Here is a 23,928-nt window from a genome sequence, read left to right as displayed (position 1 = left end):
TCAGGGGGGATCAACGACGGGCGTCCTGGCGTTGCAGTTGTTTCAGGTCCTGGATTTCTGTTTTCAGGTCGATGATTCCAGACGGATCCAGGAAACGGTCGATGCGATCCTCTGTGTCTCGACACAGGCTGGCGATACGCGACTGAGCAGCGCGATTGTTTTGTTTTTGAGCGGCTTCAATTGCCGACACACGAATCACACTCAGTTTGTCTTGATAGATCTGCTTAGGAGAAATACCACCTTCCAGTTTTCTGATTCCCTCATCGACTTTCTTCCATTCGTTGTTTTTCGCCCAATTTCTGATGCGTGACATTTCCATAGAGAGGGAGGCGACAGCTTCAATCAGTTCACCGTTTAACACCGCGAGTTCCCCTTCGACACTCAAACGAATTCGATCATCTGGGACTTGAATCGTGACTTCGGGAGCGATCCCGGGGATGTAGGGGACGTTGGCGACCAGTGCTGTTCCACTGCGGACATATAACCAGATGAGTGGATGTTGTGGATCAGTAGGCAGGGTGACTGTTCCACTACGATTCGTTAAATATTCACTGAGAATATAATCTTGCACGATTGGTTTCGCGGCTTTCTTTTTTTCCTTTTGTTTTTTTGCTTCAATTTGCCGTTGCCTGACTTCCTGTGGATTCAGTAACGAGATCTGGACTCGCATTCCGGCGTAAGTTTGTGTTGAAGTTCCCCGCGGAATCAGTGACAGTTTGGTTTGTGAATACTTAGGTCTTACATGCAGGGCGAACGTTTCGACTCTGCGTCGACTACCGCTCAGAATGCCGCGCAGGCCTGAAGCAAGGGAGCAGGTGGCATATTTACGGTTGATGTCTTCCAGAATCAGATAGGTCCAGGGGATAAACTGAATGTTTTTCACTTCCCGGTCTCGATTCAGGTAGCGTAAGAAAGGTTGGAAATAGAAGCCTGTTTCTAATGTGCTGACAGTTGGGTCGGGGGCCAAATACTGACTGCCTTGCTCGGAAACGGTGACCAGTTCTTCATTCACATTTTCAATGGTGATGATCGATGAGAATAAATCGCGAATGGAATTGAATATGGTGTCAGCCAGGAACGCCTTTTCGAATGTTTCCTGCTTTTCAAGAGGGCAAAGTCGTTGTGAGAGTACATCGAATTCTCTTCCGGTAACCAGATATCCAATGCCCTGCGGCTCAATCGCCATCAGAAACAGCTTTTCAAATGCCTGTTGAGGGTAGCGCTTCAGAATGTCTTCTGATTGCAAACGCGTTAAACCCTCACTGGAAGCAAGGGGCAGCCAGTCATTTTCATAAATTCCGACAGCTGCTGCATCGGACTGCTGTTGCTCTGCTTCTGAAAGAGTCCATTTCTCACCCACAGAGCGTTCAATGATCTGCTGGAGCTGTTGTTCAAGCTGCCGGCGGCTTTTAGAATTCAAGCGGGTGTCCGGAGCGTAGGCGATTTCGATTCTGATGCGGTAGGGCCTGAGACTAATGTGCCGTGACTCGATTGCGGAGGTTGGCGTCTGTTCCGATTGCGCAATGGCAACTGATTCTGAAAAGAGAACAAGTCCCCAGATCAGAGAGGCAATCAGGCAGAATTTGTAACCATCGAAAACACGCATTATTTTACCAACATCATTCTTTCATTTAATCAGATCAATTCACAGCTTGCTATTTTTGAGTAAACGTTTCCACTTTCGGATAGAGGGGCGTCGTAATCCATTGTTCTACATTATCGTAGAAATTTAAGGGACGGTCAGCGTAACCTTTGATATTTGTCCGGAAGACATGGAACTGATCAATTTCCCATAAGGGGATAATATGAGCCATGGAGTAGAGTTGCTGTTGTAATTTCTTTAAGAGTTCTGTGGCAGTTTCCCAGTCGGTTGCTTCATCCAGTTCAATTAATTTCTGTCGCATCCAGTCCGGGAAGATTTTCAGAGATTCGATTTGTGCGCCTTTTCCAACTGTCAGGAACGGCCAGAGCTCCGTGACTGGTTCTGTCATGGATACGGTACGATAGACGATATCCCATTTTAAGTCTTTTTTTTCTGCTTCAGCAGGAGTATTGGGGATCAGGATGACATGGATGCCAGCTCTCGCCCAGGCTTTGATCATTTCCTGCGCAGCTTCCTGTGCTTCCGGATTGGGATCGCAAAGCATGTTCAATGGTCGAAAATTTCTTCCCAGTTTATTCTGTGATGCGACTGTTAACGCAACGGCTAAAGGGTAATTATATTCACGTTGAGGAACCTGCTGATTGTAAACCTGCAGCCCGGTATAATACGGGGCGGTAATCAATCGACCGTTCAAGAGTTTTGATTCGTGCAGCAAGGTTTCATTTAAAATCTTGTTACGATCAATTGCATAGGCCAGAGCACGACGCAGCTCTACAATTTTCAGGGGTTTGCTTTCCGGGTTAAACTGTAGAACATGTGATAAAGGGATTTCGCTTTGGACTACGTTAAATTCTTCCTGTTCCTGGAAAAACGAAATAAGTTTGGCGGGCAGGAAGGGGAGCACAGAGACTTCGCCGAGCAATAAGGCCTGAAAGGATTTTTCAAAATTCGGATATCTGATCTCATTGATCTGGGCAATGTTTAAATCGCGAAGATCAGAGGGCTCCGGAATGGCTCTGATATAACGAACCTCATTTGGCGTTTTCTGATCTACAACGAATCGGCTCGAGACAAAAATACCAGGTGTTGCCGTTTCGCTTTCCGGTTCGACCGCGACGTTTTCCCAGATGGGGGGGGCTTCTATGGGTAGCGATAATAACCATTCTGTGCGTAAGGGGACGCGATCAAAATAAATACTGAACGTAAAGGGGGAAGTGGTTGAAACAGATCGCACATAGCTGTCAAAGCGTTCGTCGTATTGGCTGTTTCCCGGCGTGATTTTATTTCGCAGGAATCGCGTGATATCAGCCGCCATTAACATCGGATGTGATTCCCATGTAGCATAGGAATGCCGTAAGACAAAATCGGCACGGCGACCCAGGTCGGTGGGTTCCCATTGTTCAAAAAATCGGCTCTGGTATTGAGGAGTCTGATCGACGCGACCCACTTCAAATAAGGGGATTTGAGTCAGCTTTTGATGCCGGCGTGTTGAGTCTCGTTCCAGAAAATAGGGGCTTTTCTCCAAAGCTGTTTCAAGAACACCAATATTGATTACTGGGTATCGATTATGGTAACGGAGTAATGCTTCACGGAGTCGTGGGTTGGCTGGCCAAACAATTGAAGCCTGATAGACGAGCTGAATGGCCTGTTGAAAATGATTCTGATTCGCTTCCTGCTCTGCCTGGGTGAGGATTGTATTAGACTGGTTCAGGAACTCTGCTTCCCATTTGGTAACGATTTGTTGCCTGGGGAACATCGTCGCCAGACGTTTCAAATAGTAGTGTGCCTTTCGAAACGCCCCTGCTTTCACAGATTGAGTCATAATGACATCAATCACTTCTCCGGCGAGTTTACTCAGACCCGGGTATTCCGGAGCACGGTCATGTAAATCGCCGATAAAAGCCAGTGCGTTATCGTATTGTTGTGATTTCTGTTTATCCCTGGCTTCCAGAAAGAGAAGCCGTTGTTCCCGTTGTTTAAATCCAGGCCAGTCGCGATGCTTGCGGTCGAGGATCAGCAACATTTCAAACGCAGTCTTTAAATCGTTGTCATTCAACAGCACATCAATCCGTTTCAGGATCTGATCTTCATGATGAATGACTTGTTTGACACTTTTTCTCTGGATCCGATATTCCGGGTTCTCTTTATCGTTTACCAAAGTCAAAATGAGGAAATTGTATGAGGCTCGCGTTTTGCGTTGCTCATCAATTTCTTCTTTGCTTTTTGGTTTGGGCCAGCTATAGCTTTCCTTTAATGCGGCTTCGAGTTGTCCCAGTGTATCGGGTCGCGGATAGACGGGTTCCACAATCAACACGAAATCGTTTTCCAAAACGACCCAATCGACCGGCGGTTTTTTGAGCAGTTCTTCAACCGTGGGGACCTGCATTGCTTCGATTTTGGGTAAAAGTGGCTCTGTTTCTTCTTCGGGAGGAGCGGTTTTGGGCGACTCTTTTTCAGCTGTTGCCGCTTTTGATGATTTTGTGTTGTCGGTCTCTTTTTTTTGCGCAACAGCCGTTGATAGATTGACTATGAATAGAAGTAAGATCAAGAAACGAAAAAACTGTCTGGTCTTTTTAGATTGAATCATAGTGATGCTTGTCCTTTCTGCTGCAGGACCTGATCAATTCGATACAAGCTTCCATCGACCGTTGGTACGATAATCAGTTTTTCCAGATTCACAATTGATCCGCTGGCAGGCAAGGGGGCATTGGCCTTTGATTGAATTTGACCAGATTGCGGATCCACTGAGAGCAGAGCTCCATTCTGGAGCGAGAGTAAAAGCCGCTTGTCAATCACCGTCGGGGCGCCCGCCAGAGAGGCTCCTGGCAGTTTGAGCTCCCATACTTTTTGCAGTTCATTCTTGAGATCAAAACAGCTTAACGTTTGTTTCGATTCGACAAACAGTAATTCGTCTGTGATCCAAAGGTCATTGGTCGCGGGAACTGGCAGTTGTAGTTTTGCTTTGACTTGAGCCGTTTTCGCATCGAGCAGTTGTAGTTGCCCTGAAGCGTCGGCAATGGCCAGCATGTTATTTCCTTTTGCCGCTTTAAAGTCGATTGGTTGTTTTGAGTCGGCGATTGACAATACTGCAAGATGCCGGATGGGAGTGGTACGGTATTGCAAAGAGATCAATTGGCCGCTGGATGTAATAGCGATACATTGATCCTGAGAGATGGGAACGAGTTGCTTCCACTGTGCATCTGCGGCGATATTTTCCGGGAGGATGAATTCCTGGACCGTATTCATGCCTTGGCCTTTTCGGAAGACGGCGATTTTTTTCTCGAAGGGGAGAGCGATGCCATCACCCAGGAAAACAGGCATCGTATCCAGTGGGGCTTTGAGTTCGATGGTTTGTTCGAGTTGACCAAACGCGTTGAGAATCCAGAGCGTCGGTTCCGGGAGACCACAGTAGACTGCAATTTTTCCATTTGCAAATTGAGTTGATTTCAGTGGCGCGGTAAGACTTTCGGGAAGCTTTAACTGGGTAATGTTTCTTTCTTTAAAGCTTGCTGCGTCTGGTGCAAAATCATTATTCCGGAGCCGAAAGATATCCCCATCTGACGTGAGACAGAGTAAACCATCCGTTTGCTTATCTCCGTAAGAGTATGTTGCCAGGATGTCTGTACCTAATATCGATTTCCAGGAACTGGTCATTTCATTCCGGTTGGCGATCGTAAAGATCACGGAATTGGAAGACAGCAGTCGGCGGGCCAGATAGAGATTATTGCCAATCAATTGCATGGGCTGTGCTCCTAAGCCATCTGCAATCTTCTTTTTGTCCATTTTGATTCCGGTGTTGAGCAGTGTGAATTTTCGTAGTGCGGAACTACTCATCCAGAGTTGACCGCCTGATCCTGCAGAGAGGTAGATCTGACAGGAAAGCGGATCTTGTAGTTGATATGAGGCAATCTCTGACAGTTTTCGTTTGCCTTCTTCATCAGTGACGGTGAAGGCGGTAATGCGTTCGGGAACGGTTGGAAAAAATAACTGTTTGCCGCGCAGGACGGGCATGCTCTGAACATGTCCTTTGATCCGATATTGTTCGAGTTCGTTGAGTGCTGTGTTTTCCCCGCTTCCATCCAGGACATGGAGTAGAGCAGAGTCTGCACGGTCATTTTCACAGACCATGAGCAATTTTCCCATGGAAATAATAGGAATTTTTACTGTACCCGGTCGGTGGCCCAGTGAAGCAACTTTCTGACACTCAAAAGGACGCAGGGAGACCAGATAGACGACGGCTTGATTTCCGGCGACAGCTACCGCTTGTTCGCCGTAGACCAAACCGGGGGCGCCGACTAGTGGCTGAGCAAACTTGAGTTGTGAAGTAATATTCCCACTAAGTAAGTCAATGTTTAATAAATCACCTGAATTGCAGGAGACGATCACCAACCCCTGGTGAATCAAAGGTTTTCCGGAAGGGGACGCCGGGAGTTTCTGGCGCCAGACTAACGTTCCGTCTTTTTGAGTCACGCACAAAAGTTCCTGGTGACGCGTATCGTAGAGCAGCAAGGAAGGTTCTTTGCCTGAGAAGGTGATCGGGGCAAAGGGAGCATCCAGGCCGACTGGACGTCGCCAGATGGGATCGCCGGTTACGGAATCAATTCCAAAACAACTGCCGTTCGCCAATGCGAATACATTACGCCCGTCAGAAGTATCGTTCGATCGGGAGCGGGTGTGAAGTGCGAGGGTAACCGCTTGTGGGAACGTTTCAGGGTACTTTTCTGTTGAGGCGGGAATAGGCTCATTGTTTGTCTGAATCAGGCCTTTTTCTACTTCCAGGATTTGAGTCAGGATCGTTGCCATCTTGCGGTCATTTTTGTAATACGGATATCGATCCAGCAGCAGGCGTCTGCGTTCGATTGCCTGGTGCGTCTGTTTTTGCTTGAGGGCCTCTTCGATTTCTTTGACGGCGACATCAAACACTTCTTTTCGCAAAATCTCCGCTTCTGCCTTTTCGTAACCAGCTTTGATTTTAGCTAACGTGTCAGTTGGCGGAGCATCCTGCGGGCTGTACCGGGTGAGAATACTTTCGGCGTTCTTGGAAACGGTTAATAGATCACGTTCTTTCGTGCGGCTGGCTGTTTCGACTGCACCGAGAGCGATGCGTTGCCCGTAATCGACGAGTGTCGGGTAGAGTTCTTTGAAGTTGGTATCATCACGGTGTTTTTTGATGAATTTATTGGTCGCTTCCAGACCAGCATTCCAGGCAGGAGTTGAGCCTGAGATTTCTTTTTCAACAAACGATTTACTCAGCAATATGCGTGTTTCGTCTGCATAATCACTCTTGTTATAATTTTCCAGAAAGTATTCGAAGAGTTGAATAGCCTGAGCATATTTTCCCGCTTCCATTTCCTGGACGGCAGCGTCGTAGTGACGTTTAGCCGTATCGCGTCCAATAATAAACCAGAATGTGAGTGCTGTCAGTGTCAGCAGCACGGCGCCACCGGTTAATGAAAGCACCAGTGGTGATCGGACGATTTGGCGTTCACCCGGGCGGACTGCATTGCGGGAAGAGCGATGTCGAATTCGATCTTTCAGCGAGAGGGCACTGTTTTTATCAGGCTTTGCTGTTGTTCCAGGTTCGGTCGGTTCTTCGGATGCATGTTCACTGGAGCGAGATAGAAACTGTTTCGGGGCAGCAGATGCTGGCTTATTCGGTTCTGATTCCTTGAGTAGTTCAGCCGCTGATGCCAAATCCAGATCATCATCGGGTGGCAATTCTTCTTCTGGTGTTTCCTCTGGCTTCGTTGGTTTTTTCTCTTTTCTGGTTTTCGATGAGTTCTTCTTTTTAGATTTTGAACTGGCTTTTGTTGTTTCTTTGGACTTCGCAGGCGTGCGTAGTTCGAGATCACCCATATCCTGGCTGACCGGTTTCAGGTCATACATGGAACTTTCCTGATCGCCTGTGACATCAGGGAGCGGCGCACTGAGGTCCAGAAGATCGACTTCATCTACGAACAGGATATCTGCTTCCCCGATGCGGATTAAATCTCCATCGCTCAAGAGCGACCGTCCGGACATGGTTCCATTGATTTCAATGCCATCGCTGGTTGCAGCTAAAGCTTCGTATCCTTTTTTATTCCAGCTGATCCTGCATTGCATCGAAGCGACGCCATCGCTATCAATCTGTAAATCGTTTGATGTATGACTGCCGATTGAAACAGGCTGTTGTTTGGATAGCTCAATGATCTGAGTTTTTCCGGACAAGAATGATATTTCTAAACTGGCCATTTCAATTACTTATCTTTACAGAAATTCGTGAAGCAGATGATTGGATAATAAAGTCCTTCTCAGATGTCAGTCTTCAGGACCGCGATACGTGGCGAGTCTAATTTTCTGCATACCGACTTCGTTGGCAGCATCGACGACAGCAACGACTGTTTCGTGCCGGGCTGCTTTATGCGCGCTGAGTACTAATTCACGTTTGGGTTTTCCGGCCTGATCGCGGCGGTCTAAAATCGCCTGCACAATTTCGGACGGATTTGCAAGTTTGGTGTCATCAACGTAAATTCCATTATTATTATCAATCTCAACGATTATCGATTCTTCACGAAAATCATCGAGTGTTTGCAGTGATTGTGAAACACCATCTTCATCGGGATTGGGTGGGGGCACCTGAATACTTTTTTGCAGGCTGAACGACGCGGTGATCATGAAAAAGATCAGTAAGAGAAACGTGACATCGACCATGGGAGTCAGGTCCATCTCTTCAAAATCTGATTCTGCAGATCGGATCGAAAATCCTTCATCCTCGTCATCTTCGTCTTCATCATCCTCTTCAAATTGCATTGATGTGACGGTTGAAGTAGCAGCCACCGTGCTCACAGCGGCTTTTGTTTTTTCCACTTTCGGCTTAGTCTCTGTTACAGGAGAAACGGGTTCAGGGGGAGTACTCTGCTCCTTGGGAGGGGACGTTACTTCCGCAGTGGGCTGCTGTTTCTCAGTTGGAGCGGTTTTTTCTACTTCGGGTTCGTCAATCTGATCTTCCTGTGCTTCCGCTACTACTGGCTGGCTGGCTTCCTCGGCAGCAGCCACTTCCCAGTCATCATCGAGGAGTTCATCCCAGCTTTCTCCGAGTGGTCCTAAATCATCCAAATCGTCGAGAAGTTGATTTTGATCTTGATCAAGTGGTGTATTGATCTGGGGAGACAGGTCTGCTTCAGTGGGCGGTGCTGCCCTGTTTTCTGTCTGTTCTGAGCGACGAGCTTGGCTCTTGAGTGGAATCGTAATCTGTTTGTGGCAAGCAGGGCAGGAAACGGTTTTTCCTGCTTTCTTGCTGGAGATGCTTAATCTTTGACCACATTGATTACAATAAAACTTGATAGGCATTTCTTATTTATGATCTTGTTTTCTTGTTGAGGAGATGATCCCCCAATTGAGGCATATCGCCGAATAATGATTAATTCTTTTTCTTCTCTTCAATTCCGATATAAAATTTAACGCCGTCGACTTCGGTCACAGCCCGGGTAACCTCTTGAACAAATCCATGAGGTACACCCCGATCTGCTTTAATAATCACATCCATCACACCACCCTGAACTCGTTCTCGGATGCGTGCTGTCAGTTCTTCCAGCGTGACTTCGACCGCATTGCCCGCTTCTTTGAATTCCACAACACTCGTTCCATTCAGTCCATTGCCATCATTATGCACCAGAACGATAGATGATCCGCGAGTATCCACGCCAACACCGTGTCGGGCGACGGGAACGTCGGAATCCTGTGTGGCCTGCATGGTGGATGTCACCATGAAAAAAATAAGCAACAGAAAGGTGACGTCAATCATTGGAGTGATGTCCAGATCGTCACCCCCTCCACCTGTTGTGGACTTTTTTTTCCAGCCATCATCGTCTGTATTGAATAATGATTTATTTTGAGCCATGTTCGATTTACCTTACCAGAATCATGACTTGCGCGAGGCTTCCAGAATATCCAGAAACTCTCCCGTATGTTCTTGAACCGAATCTTGCAGTTTTCCAATGCGAACGTGTATTAAAGCACCAGCCATCACCAGAGGGATCGCTACCGCCAGACCTGCAGCTGTGGTGAATAAAGCAAAACTGATTTCGCCGGCCAGTTGGCTGGGATCGCCGCCCGATTCCTGCATGTTTCCGATTTTGTCAAAAGCGTTGATCATCCCGATCACAGTCCCCAATAGTCCCAACATCGGCGCACTTTTAACAATCGTGCTGATCCAGGACACTCGATATTCAAGCTCAGCTAAAATGTCCCGTTCAAACTTTTCAGCGAGCATCTGTCTGAGTTTTTTCGCCGGGCGTTCCATATTGGCCATTGCGACCAGGATCAATTGTGGTACTGCCTTGCTCCAGTAAGGGGGGGAATCACAAAGGTTGACAACCGATTCATAATCTTTTTTCTCAATGTCTTCATGGATCTGGTCCAGGAATTCATTGGCTGCATTTTGTGTCAAAAACCGTTTTTGGGAGATCTGTCTGACCAGCAGGATCACACAAAAGACGCCGTACAATGCGGTTAACCCTAAGGCAACATAGATGGCGATTCCGGCAGCGTTTAAGATAGGAGCGAGTGAGTAATTCATAGATGCCTACTTTTGTGTCGTTATCGAAAATAAGTTTGACGAGTCACTTCGAAATTATATCCTCTACGATCACCGCGGACTGTAAAATAAGTACGTCGGATTTCATCAAAATTCTTGTTTCTATATTTTTTTTCCATCAAAAGCAGTTGGTTTTCTGTTTCCTTTGGATAAAAGTGGAACAGAATCGCCCCTGTGACGTCATGGCCTGCTTTTTTAAACAAGCTGAGATCACTGGTTCTGCGTTCGCCTCCTTGCCAGGTCATATAGAGTCGTTTTTCATTGGCCCCGGAAGAAGCGACCCGTGTCACTGGTTTGGTCGATGAGACATTCGATAAGTAGATCATCTGACCGCTTTTCAACAAAGCTCCTAATTCGATTTTGAAATAGTCGAGTTGTTTGGCATAATCGATCAGCGAACCGCGATCGGAAAACTTGATGAACCAGCGTTGTTCCCGCGGGAGGCCTTTTTTGCCGGGTCCAAAACCCAAGGCACGTTTTCCGGTGCCGGCGGCACTTCCCATTTTTCCCGAGTTGGTCAGGTCGGTTTGTGTTTGCTGTTGAACCTGCTGAGTCGCTTTGTCTGAGAGCTCGACGACACTATCCAGCATTTCCTCCACCTGATTTTCTTCTTCAGGCGTGTCGATCTGAGAGGGATCATCAACAGGGTCTTCCGGTGATTCCACCTGTAAAGATTCATCAGGCGAACCATCTTCTGCTCCCCCAGCCAGATCAACCATTTCCAGTGCGACATCATTTTCGGTTTGAGGTAGCCGATTGGTGACCCAGACAATGGAGAGCCATAAGACGGCAATGATCAGCGCCAGCACGACTGCAATCAGTGAAGAGCTTACCTGATCATATTGCGTAACTCGCATGACCGGTGCCTTCCGATGATCTGGTTGTGATGTCGTCTTTGCCATTGTCTTTGACGATCCTGCTCTTGAATTCGTTTTGTCGATTTATTTGTTTTTTGATTGAGGGAACTGATTCAGAACTTCATAGAGGTCAAACTTTTCTTCGAAGGGCTTTATACTGTTGTACCATTTTTGCCAGCGTTTGGTGGCTTCATCTGACCAGGCCTCGACCAGCTTCAGACGTTCTGCTTCAGGAAGATTTTCTGGGGCATCGGCCAGGGGATCTGCTGGCATGCCCAAGCCACGAATTTTCCGACTCAGGGTACACAGCCCATTTCGTGCTTCGATCCGAACGCCTAAGTCAGGGTCTTTTAATGCACGAATCAGGTGGGGAGCCATTCGGAAATCGTTGGTGCGGGCTAGTGCCCAAAACGCAGTTCTGCGCACATCGGGGGATCTGGCATCAATGAGTTTTAAAACGCGATCTTTCTGCTTGATCAGTTGTTCGCGATCTCCTAATGTGATTGTTTCAACCAATGTTTCCTGAGTGGTATCCAGGTCGGCAGTGGCAGGGTTTTCCAGTTGAGCGAGTAACTCGCTCAAATCGCCCGAGAGTTTTTTGTTTTCGATTTTGCCATTTCTCATCTGGACTTCAGCCAGATTTTTAGGAAGTCCTCTCCCCCCTGCTAACAGGCCGGCGCCAACGGGTTCCGGTTTATATTTGCGACCGAGTGTTTTTACCGTTGCTTTTGAAAGAAAAATAATCGCCAGGCAGGTCGAGGCGTGGACATTTCCGACGCCTTTCCAGCTTCCATCTGCCAGTTGGGTCGTCAAGAGTTGCCGGGCACCATCTGCGTACCAGTCGTGTGGTCCCAGTTTTTGTGTATCGGCCAGCGCGGCAATTCTTTCAATTCCATACAGATAATAGTTGGGCCAACCTGTAGGGTTACGGACATTGTAGTTATTGATAACCCAATTGGCTCCTTTTGATTTTCCCCCCTGGAGCGCGGCATAACTGATCGTCGGTTTGGTAAAGGGGTTTTTTTCCTCTTCTCCCTTCTCTTTTTCCGAGAGTTCAACTTTCTCAAGAAAACCAAATCGCATTTTGGGGGGCTTCTTCTGTTTTACAACAGGGCCCGTACGCAATTTGCCATCGGGATAGAGTTGCATCGAAATAATATACATACTACCTGTGCCCGCGACTGCCATAGTATGTTTGGCGGCACTTTCAGATCGAGTTCCGGGATGGTAGGAAAAAGCACCATTAGTGAGCTGGGTCGATAGATGCCAGCGTGCAGCTTTGTCCCAGACCGTTGTGGGAACGACGACTCCAGCACGCTCTGCAGCCCAGAGGCCCAGGATAGCATATTGTGAGATACTGGTGTCACCATTATTGGGGGTGTCTTGCGGGTAAAACCAACCCCCACCGGGTAATTGCGTGCTGATAAGAAATTCGGTTGTTGTGCGAATTTCTTCGTAATATAATTCCGGACTGATCGCTTCCAGAACCATCAACTGAACCCCGGCACAATAGTTGTAATCACTACCCGGTTGATAGACTAATTCTCCTTGTTTATTTTTCTGTTGATGGTCAGCCAGGATGTTTTTGATGCAGTTCTGAATATAGGGTGATTCCGGCGATTCCCCTGATTTCAGCAAGGTGTAAGCGACAAACGCATTGATCCCTGTGCGGCCGTAGTCTTTTTTTTGCTTCAGAAAGGCAACGCCTCGTTTGATGGCGGCATCAATTTCTGCCTTGGGGGGCTGTGCATATGCGGTGCTCTGGAACGTAAAGAAAACAATCAGTGCCATCAGGCATGATCCGCCACAAAGGCGAGCATGTCTGCAAGCCGAGATCCAACTTTGAACAGCGCAATAAATATTCATATTGATGCGTTAGCAATCTGAGATGAGAGAATATTGCTGAAAGGAGAATGAAGCCAGGGCTTCACCGCATTACTCCAGTCTAAATTCAGGAGTCAAGCAGTGTCAATCTATATGCCACAAATCTCGGCAGGAATCGTGTTTACGTTTCAAGGTTTGCGGGCAATGTCACAGGTACAGACGGTCTGATGGCAGCGCGGGCACCCTTGAACATATTTTCGGGTAACTGCCTGTTCCAGATCAATGCCGGCGACATTCGCCATTGTGGCCAACCAGGCCAAAACATCAGCAAATTCTTCAGCCAGATTCTCCCGGTCATTATTATCCCGCAGTGCGGACGACAGTTCACCCACTTCTTCCATAAACCACATAAATGTGCCTTCGATTCCCCGAGACTGATCTTTTTCGAAGAACATTGTGTGAATGACAGATTGGAATTGTGTTAAGGTAAGTCCGTTTGTGTCCTGTTGGGGATTTTGAGTATCTGAAGATGCATCAGCTGGTAGATTGGTCACTGGGGATCCTTGTCAGTAATGAAATCTGATATTTGGTAGATTTGATTCAGGAAGAACCGAACGAAATCAAAGTTTTTGTTTTAGTGCGCGTGCCTGAACGTGGTTTGGATTTTGTTCGAGTAACCGATCCAGTTCGGTAGTGGCTTCCTGTTTATTTCCGGTATCGAGTAATGTTTTTGTTAGTAAGAATCGGACGGCTTCATTTTTATCATCCAAGTGCAATACCATTTTCAATTCGCGGATTGCCAGTTCCGGCCGATTCTGTTTCAGAGCCGCTTCTGCAAGCTGCTGGTGTGTTTCCGGATCGAGAACATCGACATACAAAGCTTCCTGTCCCCAGTGCAGGGCTTGCTCCCATTTTTTCTGATCGAGGTAGCGCTTCATTAGAAGTTTCAGGCTGGTAGAGTCCGCGGGGTCCAGATGAACCAGCTTTAGCAAGGTGGCTTCCAGTTTTTTCGGATTATCTTCATGCTGGTAAATGATAGCCAGTCCCTGGAGCCATTCGGTCTGATACGGATATTTTAAATGGCCTGTTTCATACACTTTGATTGCATCGCTGAATTTTTCCTGTTTCAACAGAATCTTTCCAGCCAGTTCCAGGACTTCCACATCCGGAGAATCAGATTCCAGCGCTGGTTGGAGTACTGCCTGTGCAGCTTCCAGATCTTCAGACAGGAGTTCCAGGTGGGCAATGGTCAAAGCGGCTTGCGCTTGTTGTGGTTGCTCACTTAAAACGGTATGAGCGAGTTTTCGAGCTTCCTGTTTTTTTCGGTAACGGAGCAAGCGGTAGGCATATTGCCCGGCAATGTTCAGATTGTTCGGATTCTGCTCGTGTTGTTTTTGCAGTTCACGAAAACTGAGCGGAGATGGAGGGCGATATCCTTTGAGTGTTGCGGTCAATTTTTCCAGATAGCGATGATAGCGCTTCTCAAATTCATTCTGATCAATCTGGAACGATTCCTGAATTGCATTAGGGGTTGAATGTTGATTCTGATATGCAGTTAATAGCTTTTTCAATGCATCAGTGCCAAATTCCTCCACCATAAAGTCGGCACAGAGCAGACTTTGACAGTACGCAAAATTCCAGTTATCGGAAGACTTGGGACGTACGAATACGCTGTCCAATTCATCCAGAGAGTAGATTTCTCCCTGGGGGACTCGCTCCACAAGTAGTTGGTTAAATCGTTGGGGACGCGCTTTGCCTTCACTTCTAACGGCGAGTGCTTCTGTAAACCAGTGTGGGATTTTGTATTTCGTCTGTTGCAGAGTAAACACATGCACCAACTCGTGTTTTAAGACAGCCGCCCAGTTATAAGGCTCTTTCATTGCGGTGGGTGACGTTAATGCAACGACGGCACCAGTTGAGGCACCAATTGTCTGGATCCAGGGCAGACCAATCATACGGGCGCTAAACCATTGGTGGGCCGCGAGCCCTTTGGCGTTATGGTAAATTTCAAATTGGGTTTTTCCCGGCGGTTTATAGCCGAACTGTTTTACCATCTCGGGGTAAATTTCTTCGAGATAATCGGCCATGTATCGACCGAGAATAAAATCGGCTTTGGAGTCGTAGCGAATCACAAAGTGGTCGGTCACGATGGCTCCGTAGGAATCCAGTACTCCCAGCACTTTGCGCATATTACTGACCCGTACATGATAGGGATCGGCTTTGAATGCGTCGTTTAATGTCTGTTGGGCGAGGGCCGTCTTTCCCATTTGCATATACAGCATGCCCAACGAGGTTTTGGGGCCGGAGAGTTGAGGCATCAGAGTTTTGGTTTTTAAGTACGCAAACTCGGCAAACGCAAACTGGCGTTTCATCTCCATCAGCTGGCCCAGTTCGTATAAGAAATAACCCGGTTTCGGGTTTTCTTTCAATAGAGTCGTCACGAGCTTCACGAAGCGGGACGAATCAGCTTTTGTTGTTTTTGACTGATCCGGGGCTGCTGAAGTGTCAAACAGCAGCGTCAACGTTTCGGTATCTGGCACACCATCCTGTAGCAGATAGCAGGCTGCCTTTCTGGCCAGAACGGTTTGGGCACGGTTGTTGAGAGCGGCTGCGTTTTCTGCGGACACCAATGCTTTTAGATATTGTCCATTAATTAGATGTAAATCACACTGTAGCAGTAAGGCTTCGATTGACTGAGGATTGATTTTCAAGGCACGATTGATGAGCTCGATACTCTTATCGAAATCATGGACTTCGATTGCGGAACGTGCTAACGCAGTATAGACAATCGCGGCTTGGGAATTTGTTTTGAGGGCTGCTGTAAACTCATCAGCGGCTTGGGGGCGATTGTATTTTTCCTGCAGAATCGAACCGCTCAAGTAGGAAGCTCTCCAGGCCAGGGGATCGGCTTTTAATGCATCGGGGCAGACTGTGTTGATGACAAAATTGAAGATTTGTGAAACACTGTTCCAGCGTGCATACTGCGTCGCTCCTTCGGCAATCACCAGTAGCGTTTCGGCATCTTCCGGTTGTGCCCGGTTATAATAACGGACGAACCAGCGATAGGCTTCGTTGGCTTCATCGATCTTTCCGGAGTCTGTGAGAAGCTGAGCCTGGATCAGGTGTGCCAGGGGCTGGTCCGGATTGAATGCTATTGCTTTCGTGACGTGTTTGTCAGCGCTGGGATAGTCCCCCGTTTCATAATACAGTTTTGCTGCCAGCGCATGAAGATCTGGATGGTCGGGGAGTTGTTTCAGTCCTTCGTTCAGCCGATCTAACGCTGATTTTGTCTGACCGGTTTCGACATCGATCTGAATTAATCCGCGAAGTAACTGCCACTGGTGGTCGGCGTTTTTCTGTTTGGAATCAGCGAGTTGTTGTTTCGCTTGCGCATAGACTTCGCGGGCTTCTGCATAACGGCCATGCTGCTGGTGTTCGTGTGCCGTTTCGAGTACTTGCTCGATTGACTCGGCTTGTTTTTCTTCCGCAGCGATCAGACAGTTCGAATAAATCTGAAGCGGTAGCATGACCGCCAGCAGGCAAAGTGTGAGTCTGATGATCCTATGTAAACCGTTTAACATTCGTAGATCCAAGTGAGTCATGAAATCTTTGTTGGTAACTTTGTTAGAGAAAAGAAGGGCGTGGCGACTTTTTCTCTTCTTTGATAGAGCTGTCTCCTGTGGGAATCAGCATGTCGTCTTCAGCAGGAGACTGTTGCGTTTGTAGTTCGATCGCCGGTTTTGAACCTGTAGCGGCTGTTTCATTGATATTCGTTCCATGGATGGGGAGCCCAAATCCCAGGATCAGTTCGCGTTTTGTTTTTTCATTGACGTTTGCGAGTAAAAACAGTTCTTCGCTCCGTGAATAGGCAATCAGACTTCCATTCCAATAAGCGAGACGGTTGTTAGCAGTGCTGGGGATGCGCGCCTGTTTCGTCAAGATTCCCACGAGATTCAACGGGTCGGTGGCGGAAAGAATCGTCAGCTCATCGGTCGCTGATTCATCACGGAGCTTTCGCAATTCCTGAATTGTTCCCGACATCGCAAATTGTTCCCCTGCGACTCCAGATACGAAACGACCGCCGCGAATTTCACCCCGGGCTTCGAGACGTCGATAAATCTGCAGCAATTCAAACCAGCGGGGGGCGCCGGATTCTTTTACTAATAAGTCGCGGAAGACCACTCCCCAACGCCTTAACAGTTGCCACGCCCATTGCTCGACATACTCATAATATTGCAGGCTGCGTTCTTCAATCTCAGTCGCAAGTTCACGTCGCCAGATCGACCAGCGTCCTGTATTGTTCGGAGTGCTGCGTTTGCGGACCAGGCCGATTCTTGATTTTCGTGCAGCACGTCGGTTTTTTGTGGAACGATCTTCGGTAAATTGTCGCATGCCGGAGAAACTGTCGGAGGTCACCAACCCGCGCGAGATGAGTTCGCCCAATGCATCGGCGACCTGTGTGGGAAGGGATTCTGTTGCAGCCATTAAGTCGGTGGCGAACAGAGCCCCCTGTTGCGTGAGTAGTTCCTGAATTTCCACAGCCGGGCTGCTCAAATAATTCTGATCTTCGGTATTCTGCGTTGAAGACTCACTGAAATATGTCAGCCAGGGGATATCTTCTCTCAAAAAGAAAGAGACGGGGGCATTACGAGTAATGCCGGTCATTGGTTTGCCCTGATCGGCGGTTCGTTTGGGAGGGTAGAGGCGTCCCCAGCCAATTTCACCCGTAAAACAGAGTTCATCCAATTGATTATTCTGGTAATTGGAAAGTCGGGCTGGCAGTATGTCGCGTTCCCAGCAAATCGCCGGGATGTCGATTCCCTGGAGCATGGAGAGGATTTCAAACAGGCCGTTTGTTCCCGACCGTTTTTCGTCGCCCGCCATGCCGTGAAGCCGTGTGAGATATTGGATGAAGACACTCGTATCGACCGGTTGCACTTGAGCACGCAGACCTTGCAGGGTGAGTCTGTGAATGCGTGCCAGCAAACGCCGGTGACACCACTCTTTCGGAGGTGAGTCGGCGGCAGTTGTTTCTTGTTGGGGGGCTGACTCATCGGCGCTTTGATCCCAGTTGGGATCTTTGACACGGAAGAAACCCTGCATCGCGATGCCTTCGCCTTCGAGCGCCATCAGCGCCGCTTCTGTTTGTGAATCCGTCATGCCTGCGAAGTTTGCGATTTCTGCGACGGTCAACGGGCCACAAGTATCGAGTAGACCGCGAATGATGGCAGTGCGGGCTTCTGCTGATTCCCATTCCTGACGCACACCAACAGGAACGGTGACAGGCGGTGCATGCTGACTCTCGGGGAAGGCAGCCAGTGCTGCCGGGAGACGCTCTGTTGCGACCCAGCTTTCGGTGCAGCGGTTCGCTGATTGATTCTCTGTTCTTTGTAGTGTTGTCGCACGGCCCGTTGCTTCCAGTTCCTGATACCAGTCGGCCCAGTCCGGCTGCTCATTAATGGGAAGATGAATGCGGCCCAGTAGAAGATCATGGAATTCATCGGCGTTTCGTACCAGTGGTTGTGCTTCCTGGCAAACCTGTGCGATTGCTTCGGGGGAGAGTCTGCCCAGGTCTTCGACACTTTCGATGGAAAGTGTGTGGCGTGTTGCGACCGCACGGGCGCGGCGTTCCTGTGCTTCGCCACCATCCAGAAACGTATACGGGCTGGAGTTCAAAAGTTCGTAGCAAAAAGGAGAAGGCTCTCTGGTATCGCGGGGAATCAGTTTGACGGTTCCCTGTTCGATTTCCTGGAGCACGGTTTTGAAGCCATCGATATCGAGTTGCTCGTTCAAGCAGTCATAGAGAGTCTGGTCGACCAGAATATGATCGGGGCGGACGATTTCCCCAATTTCATTTTCGGGACAGCCGGTCAGACGCGGGAAGACGGCAGTGAGCAGGTCCTCGGCGCGAAAGCGTTGGAGCGGCGGCGGTACTTTCTTCCCGTTCTGCATCCGCGAAACCAGCAGTGCCCGGGTGACATTCCAGCGCCAGCGGACATGAAACATGGGGTGATCCAAAATCGCCTGCTCGGAAAGTTGTTGAACGTTTCTTGTATTCAACATCGTAAATAGGCTCTCTAAGGGAAAGCTGTGTTGAGGTCCAAGTGAGAGGATAATGCCATTGTCGTCGGCCGTTGCCTGCAGCTCAAAATTATAGGAACGGCAGAAACGCTTACGCATGGTGTAGCCCCAGGCGCGGTTGATATCGCCACCAAAGGGAGCGTGGATCACCAGTTGCATGCCCCCCGATTCATCGAAGAAGCGTTCGAAAACGATTCGCTTTTGAGTCGGGACAATGCCCAGTGCGGCCTTTTCTGCCAGAACGTAATCGACAATCTGCTTGCTGCCCCATTCGTCCGTGTTGGTTTCTTGGCTCAGCCAGAGAATGGCTTGTTCCGGGTTTTCGACCTGCCGTTCGAGTTCTTCGCGCAGATGTGAGATTTCGGTCGAAAGTTCGAGAGAGCGCCCTGGTGCTTCACCAAACCAGAACGGGATGGAAGGGGGCGCGCCATTAGCATCGACTACAGTGACATCGCCGCCTCGGACATAGCGAATTTGCCAGGATGTATTGCCGAGCAGGAAAATATCTCCCGCCATGCTTTCCACGGCAAAGTCTTCGTCGACTGAGCCGACCACGGTCTGGTCGTCTTCGGTGACCACGCGATACGAGGCGATTTCCGGAATCGCACCTCCGTTCATCGTGGAGACGAGACGGGCATTTTTTCTGCTGCGGACGCGGTTCTGGACTTGATCGTGATGTAAATAGACGCGACTGCGACCGGCTGTGGTGCTGATACCCTCACTCAGAAAATGAAGCGTGCTATCAAAATCGGACCGTTTCAGGTTCCGATAAGAATAGGCGCGCGTCATCGTTTCGAATAATTCATCTGTGTTCCATTCTTCACAGGCGACTTCGGCGGTGATTTGTTGTGCCAGGATATCGACGGGGGCTTCCGGCATGCGAACGGTATCGAGGATGCCTTGTTTAATTGATCGGACCAGTGCCATGCTTTCCAGGAGTTCATCCCGCGAGAGGGCAAAGATGCGTCCTTTAGGAACCAGACCGAGTGAGTGTCCTGAGCGTCCGATGCGCTGGAGAAAGGTAGCAATGCCGCGGGGTGAGCCAATCTGCACAACCAGATCGATGTAGCCGACATCTATTCCCAGTTCGAGAGAAGCGGTCGCGATAACCGCTTTGAGCTCGCCACTTTTCAATTTCTGTTCGGTGCGATGCCGAATTTTTGCCGAGAGTGAGCCGTGATGGCTGCCGACAACGTCTTCGCCCAGTCTCTCTGTCAACTGATGGGTGATGCGTTCGGCCAGCCTTCGTGTGTTGACGAAGATCAATGTGCTGTGGTGCAACTGAATCAGTTCGACGATCTGCTCCAGAACTTCGGCCCATTGCTCGTGAGTGCAGATCGCGCTCAATTCGGATGGGGGAACCTGGATAGCAACGTCCAGAGTACGGGAGTGACCAATGTTGACAATGCGGCAGGTTTGTTCGGGAAATTCGTGGCGCTCTGTTTGGGGGGGCTTGTCGGTGATTTCAATTTCCGGTCGATTTCCGACCAGATATTGTGCCACCCGTTCTAGAGGTTTTTGAGTGGCTGACAAGCCGATTCGTTGCAGAGGATGATCGACTAATGCTTCCAGACGTTCCAGGGTAAGTGACCAGTGTGAGCCGCGTTTGTCTCGTAGCAAGGCGTGAATTTCATCCACGATCACGGTTTCCACCGTTTTGAGTGTCTCGCGACTTTTAGAGCCGGTCAGCATTAAATACAGCGATTCCGGAGTGGTGACCAGGATATGAGGAGGACGACGGACAAGTGCGGTTCGCTTCGAAGAAGGGGTGTCTCCCGTTCGCAGGCCGACGCGAATGGGGGTGAAAGTGTAGTCTTCTTCTTCTAGTAACTGGGAAATTTCTTCCAGAGGTTCTGTCAGATTGCGGTGCATGTCATTTGAGAGAGCCCGTAATGGAGAGACATAGATCACCGAGATTTCATTCTCCAGATCACCGTCCAGCGAACGTTTTACAAGACGATCTATCACGGACAGAAACGCGGTCAATGTTTTTCCGCTGCCGGTAGGGGCTGAAATCAGGGTATGCTCACCACGATTAATACAGGGCCAGCCTTGCTGCTGCGGTTCCGTCGGTCCCTGGAATCGATTTTGAAACCATTTTTCAATGATTGGGTGATATCCGTAAAATGACATAACTGCCCTTTGGTGAGTTTGGAAGAATTGCCCCTGTATTGTAAGAGGGGAACGTGTAAAATTTAACTGGTTTTCTGTGAAATTCTGTGGGTCGCGGTGAATCGAGGGTTTTGAGACGGATGCAGGGAGTTTGGTGATTTATGAGAAAAGTCTGGTTTCTGGGAGTTCCTCACTCGATTTGAACAAATCAATCTGTGAGATTGTCAATCTGGAAAACGGACGAATTGAGCAAATTTCTGTCGGAAATGATGTTGATTAAATCAAAACCTTATTTACCTGCTGGTAATCGTCTATAATTTTATAAAATGAAATGATCTGTCTGATGTATTCTTTCGTTAAAATGAGTACACCAGTTGATCAGTGCCTGTTTATAATCAGAATAGTACCAGGCAATGAGCTCTGCTGATGATGAGGAGCGTAAGCAGGGCTTGAATTTTCATGCTTTGCATTTCTTTTTCTGACAATGGTGAAAGTCGCATAATGAAAAATGTCAACCAGATGTTACTGGCCTATATTCTGGGACTTTTAGTGTTCAATGGAACTTCATCGGTTCAAGCAGATCCGGCACAGCCCAAGCCTGCTCAAAAACAGCAGCAGGATGGAAAGAAAGTGGCCGATGCAAAACAGGACGAGCCCCCGTCTCGACCTGCGTTATTTATGACCATTGACAGTCCTGTTGGTGAAGTGGCGTACGGCCGTGTGACTAATGCTGCCCTGGCGTTACAGAACGAGGCGGGGCAGAGTAATGAAACAGGGTATCTCATTCTGAAAATTGAGCCTGGTTCCAGTCCCTTTCATCAAGTTCAGGGGCTCGCCAAATTCCTGGCCTCTTCAAAATTGTCGAACTTAAAAACGATTGCCTGGATTCCGGAAACGGTGATCGGCAACAATGTTGTATTGGCGTTGGCCTGTGATGAAATTGTGATGCACCCTGATGCAGAACTGGGAGATATTGGTTACGGAAAAGCCGTTGATCGAGATGAACGGGAATTTGTGTTTTCCATTGTGGAGAAGCGTCATAATACCAAGCTGAGCCGTGCGCTCGCGTTGGGAATGATGGATCCTCAACAGGCGGTTTTGAAAATCAAAATTCAACAGGGGCAAGGGGACAACAAACAGGTTGAATCCCGCGTCGTGACTCCCGAAGAGTTAAAACGGCTGCAAGATAATATGGCTGTGATTGTTGACGTGGAAACGATCAAGGAAGTGGGCTCGCTGGGAGTTTTTTCCGGCAGCAAAGCGCGGGCTCTGGATGTGTTGGTTCAACAACTGGCTCATAATCGGGGGGATCTGGCTGAATTGTATGAGATTCCACGAGAAAAATTACGTGATGATCCCACGCTGGGGGCGGCGCCGAAGGCAGTGCTGATCAAAGTAGATGGAGAGATCAATCCGATTTTAGAAGCATTTCTTGAGCGTCAAATTAATCGCGCCGTCAATGCCGGGGCGAATCTGCTCATTTTTGAAATCGACTCGGGGGGGGGGCATTTACTTTCAGGTGAAAGGCTTGCTTATAGCATTGCTGACCTGGAGTCGATTAATGTAAGAACCGTCGCCTACATTCCCAAATATGCTTTGAGTAGTGCTGCGATCATTGCTTTAGGCTGCGATGAAATATTTCTCAAACCCGATGCTCAGATTGGCGATGCAGAACCGATCATCTTGAATGAGGGAGGGCAGTTCGAACATGTACCCGAAAAAATATTGAGCAAATTACGAGTATCTATGAAGACACTCGCAGAGAAAAAAGGGAGACCCGCAGCCGTCTGTGAAGCCATGTCCGATAAAGACCTGGAAATATTTGAAGTCACGAACAGTAAAACCGGGCAGATCTGGTATATGACGGAGAATGAAATTCATGAGTCGAATGGTGAGTGGATTCAAGGCCGGGTTGTGAGTGAATCGCGAAAAGAGAACCTGTTGACAGTGGAGGGGAACCGCGCTCACACTTTGAAAATCGCCGAGCCTCCAGTGAGGGACATGGATGAGCTCAAGCAGAGGCTGGGTATTCCTGCAGATACGAAATTGGTGGCCGCCGGGCGGACCTGGGTTGATACGCTGGTATTTAACCTTAATACCTTATATTTAACCGGTACTATTCTGGCGCTGGGGATTCTGTTTGTCTATTTGGAACTTTCGACACTCACAGGTTTTTTTGGAATCCTGGCGGGAGTTTGTTTCGGCTTGTTTTTCTGGAGTCATGTTCTGGGGGGGACTGCCGGCTATTTAGAAATTGTATTGTTTGTAATGGGTTTGATTTGCATTTTACTGGAAATCTTTGTGGTTCCCGGTTTTACTGTATTTGGAGTTTCTGGGGGACTATTAGTGTTTGGCTCAATCATCATGGCCAGCCAGACTTTTGGCGACTTTAACACATTGCGCCCAGGTTCCGATTTCACGACAATGACCAATACGGTTGGTACTTTGAGTGCTTCGTTAATTACCGTCATCATCATGGCGATTGCCTTGAATCGGTTCCTGCCCGAGTCGCGGCTGATGAGTTCCATTATTCTGGCACCTCCGGGTGATCACCAGCGGGCCGGCGTCCACGAAATTCAATTAGATCCGGGATTACTTGAAAACTCAGGTACTTTGCAGCTGCAGGGACTTGATTTACGGGTTGGGATGAAAGGTGTGGCCAGCTCTGTGCTCAGGCCTGCGGGACGGGTAGAAATTGAGGGGGTCTGGGTGGATGTGATCAGTGAAGGACCCTATATTCAGCCAGGTGCCGAAGTGGAAATTGCTCAAATTAACGGGAATGAAGTGGTCGTCCGTGAGGTGGTTTGAGGATAGGGCGTCAATTCGCGTTTTGCTTGTATTATTGGAAGTGATGTGCTCTAATGTACAACTTGAGA

12 protein-coding genes are annotated in these 23,928 nt (G+C 48.5%); 1 reads left to right on the top strand and 11 read right to left on the bottom strand.

What is annotated here, in order from left to right; all coding sequences use genetic code 11:
• Nucleotides 1-10 precede the first annotated feature (10 nt).
• The 11 genes from Pan241w_RS15680 to Pan241w_RS15630 all read right to left on the bottom strand — a co-directional run bounded on the left by Pan241w_RS15680 (nt 11) and on the right by Pan241w_RS15630 (nt 21,073).
• Entirely contained in the window at nt 11-1,606 is a 1,596-nt protein-coding gene (locus Pan241w_RS15680; RefSeq protein ID WP_145217641.1) for a hypothetical protein, read from the bottom strand.
• 49 nt (nt 1,607-1,655) lie between these two features.
• Nucleotides 1,656-4,190, bottom strand: coding sequence for an ABC transporter substrate-binding protein (locus Pan241w_RS15675; RefSeq protein ID WP_145217638.1), 2,535 nt, complete (start codon nt 4,188-4,190; stop codon nt 1,656-1,658).
• Nucleotides 4,187-7,810 carry an outer membrane protein assembly factor BamB family protein gene (locus Pan241w_RS15670; RefSeq protein WP_197999954.1) on the bottom strand — a complete coding sequence of 1,208 codons (3,624 nt, stop codon included), beginning with the start codon at nt 7,808-7,810 and terminating at the stop codon, nt 4,187-4,189. The genes Pan241w_RS15675 and Pan241w_RS15670 overlap by 4 nt, the downstream gene beginning before the upstream one ends.
• Nucleotides 7,811-7,900: 90 nt before the next feature.
• Nucleotides 7,901-8,932, bottom strand: coding sequence for an ExbD/TolR family protein (locus Pan241w_RS15665; protein ID WP_145217633.1), 1,032 nt, complete (start codon nt 8,930-8,932; stop codon nt 7,901-7,903).
• 70 nt (nt 8,933-9,002) lie between these two features.
• Nucleotides 9,003-9,482, bottom strand: a complete 480-nt coding sequence (locus tag Pan241w_RS15660) for an ExbD/TolR family protein (RefSeq protein WP_145217630.1) — start codon at nt 9,480-9,482, stop codon at nt 9,003-9,005.
• A gap of 21 nt (nt 9,483-9,503) precedes the next feature.
• Nucleotides 9,504-10,160, bottom strand: a complete 657-nt coding sequence (locus Pan241w_RS15655) for a MotA/TolQ/ExbB proton channel family protein (RefSeq protein WP_145217627.1) — start codon at nt 10,158-10,160, stop codon at nt 9,504-9,506.
• A 20-nt stretch (nt 10,161-10,180) separates the two neighbouring features.
• Nucleotides 10,181-11,080, bottom strand: coding sequence for a hypothetical protein (locus tag Pan241w_RS15650; protein ID WP_145217624.1), 900 nt, complete (start codon nt 11,078-11,080; stop codon nt 10,181-10,183).
• A gap of 39 nt (nt 11,081-11,119) precedes the next feature.
• A complete protein-coding gene (locus tag Pan241w_RS15645; protein WP_145217621.1) occupies nt 11,120-12,826 on the bottom strand; it encodes a hypothetical protein in 1,707 nt (568 codons plus the stop codon).
• 221 nt (nt 12,827-13,047) lie between these two features.
• Complete coding sequence (locus Pan241w_RS15640) at nt 13,048-13,314, bottom strand: MazG nucleotide pyrophosphohydrolase domain-containing protein (RefSeq protein ID WP_145223414.1); 267 nt, start codon at nt 13,312-13,314, stop codon at nt 13,048-13,050.
• Between the two features lie 165 nt (nt 13,315-13,479).
• Nucleotides 13,480-16,440 carry a tetratricopeptide repeat protein gene (locus tag Pan241w_RS15635; RefSeq protein WP_197999953.1) on the bottom strand — a complete coding sequence of 987 codons (2,961 nt, stop codon included), beginning with the start codon at nt 16,438-16,440 and terminating at the stop codon, nt 13,480-13,482.
• Nucleotides 16,441-16,483: 43 nt separating this feature from the next.
• A complete protein-coding gene (locus tag Pan241w_RS15630; protein ID WP_145217616.1) occupies nt 16,484-21,073 on the bottom strand; it encodes a DEAD/DEAH box helicase in 4,590 nt (1,529 codons plus the stop codon).
• Nucleotides 21,074-21,553: 480 nt separating this feature from the next.
• On the opposite strand from Pan241w_RS15630, the gene Pan241w_RS15625 reads away from it, so the two are divergent.
• Nucleotides 21,554-23,860: an NfeD family protein gene (locus tag Pan241w_RS15625; RefSeq protein WP_197999952.1), complete on the top strand. Its 2,307-nt coding sequence runs from the start codon at nt 21,554-21,556 to the stop codon at nt 23,858-23,860.
• The last annotated feature ends 68 nt before the right edge of the window (nt 23,861-23,928 follow it).

This window comes from Gimesia alba (assembly GCF_007744675.1).
GTDB lineage: Bacteria > Planctomycetota > Planctomycetia > Planctomycetales > Planctomycetaceae > Gimesia > Gimesia alba.
This window is presented reverse-complemented; position numbering and strand designations above follow the sequence as displayed.

What these genes read in the sequence shown, in the direction of transcription:
- Pan241w_RS15680 (WP_145217641.1), bottom strand. Translation starts at nt 1,606, where the DNA reads ATGCGTGTTTTCGATGGTTACAAATTCTGCCTGATTGCCTCTCTGATC.
- Pan241w_RS15675 (WP_145217638.1), bottom strand. Translation starts at nt 4,190, where the DNA reads ATGATTCAATCTAAAAAGACCAGACAGTTTTTTCGTTTCTTGATCTTA.
- Pan241w_RS15665 (WP_145217633.1), bottom strand. Translation starts at nt 8,932, where the DNA reads ATGCCTATCAAGTTTTATTGTAATCAATGTGGTCAAAGATTAAGCATC.
- Pan241w_RS15660 (WP_145217630.1), bottom strand. Translation starts at nt 9,482, where the DNA reads ATGGCTCAAAATAAATCATTATTCAATACAGACGATGATGGCTGGAAA.
- Pan241w_RS15655 (WP_145217627.1), bottom strand. Translation starts at nt 10,160, where the DNA reads ATGAATTACTCACTCGCTCCTATCTTAAACGCTGCCGGAATCGCCATC.
- Pan241w_RS15650 (WP_145217624.1), bottom strand. Translation starts at nt 11,080, where the DNA reads ATGGCAAAGACGACATCACAACCAGATCATCGGAAGGCACCGGTCATG.
- Pan241w_RS15645 (WP_145217621.1), bottom strand. Translation starts at nt 12,826, where the DNA reads ATGGCACTGATTGTTTTCTTTACGTTCCAGAGCACCGCATATGCACAG.
- Pan241w_RS15640 (WP_145223414.1), bottom strand. Translation starts at nt 13,314, where the DNA reads ATGTTCTTCGAAAAAGATCAGTCTCGGGGAATCGAAGGCACATTTATG.
- Pan241w_RS15635 (WP_197999953.1), bottom strand. Translation starts at nt 16,440, where the DNA reads ATGTTAAACGGTTTACATAGGATCATCAGACTCACACTTTGCCTGCTG.
- Pan241w_RS15630 (WP_145217616.1), bottom strand. Translation starts at nt 21,073, where the DNA reads ATGTCATTTTACGGATATCACCCAATCATTGAAAAATGGTTTCAAAAT.
- Pan241w_RS15625 (WP_197999952.1), top strand. Translation starts at nt 21,554, where the DNA reads ATGAAAAATGTCAACCAGATGTTACTGGCCTATATTCTGGGACTTTTA.